Consider the following 454-nt stretch of genomic DNA (forward strand, 5'->3'; position numbering starts at 1 on the left):
CCCTGGCGGCGCGGACCGCTGCCTCGCCCATCGCCCGGCGCATCTCCGCCGTCATCCCGGGGGCTGGCGCTTCCTCGATGACCTTCTGGTGGCGGCGCTGCAGCGAGCAGTCGCGCTCGAAGAGATGCACAACATTGCCATGGCGGTCGCCGAAGACCTGCATTTCGATATGGCGCGGCCGCAGGAGATATTTCTCGATCAGCACGGCATCGTCGCCGAATGCAGCCGCCGCCTCGCGCCGCGCCGCTTCCAGCGAGGCGGAAAAATCCTGTGCCTGATCGACGCGGCGCATGCCCTTGCCGCCACCGCCCGCCCGCGCCTTGATCAGCACTGGAAAGCCGATTTCGGCCGCCCTTGCCGCCAGGAAATCGGGATCCTGATTGTCACCGTGATAACCGGGCACAACAGGAACGCCGGACTGTTCCATCAGCCGTTTGGCCGCATCCTTGAGGCC

1 protein-coding gene is annotated in these 454 nt (G+C 66.5%); it reads right to left on the reverse strand.

Annotated features, from left to right (window positions below; all coding sequences use genetic code 11):
- Positions 1-454 (reverse strand): ATP-binding protein (locus AC1DIX_RS27840; protein ID WP_477328582.1); only part of this gene is annotated, 454 nt, incomplete at both ends.

This window comes from Massilia sp. 05N420 (assembly GCF_056397205.1).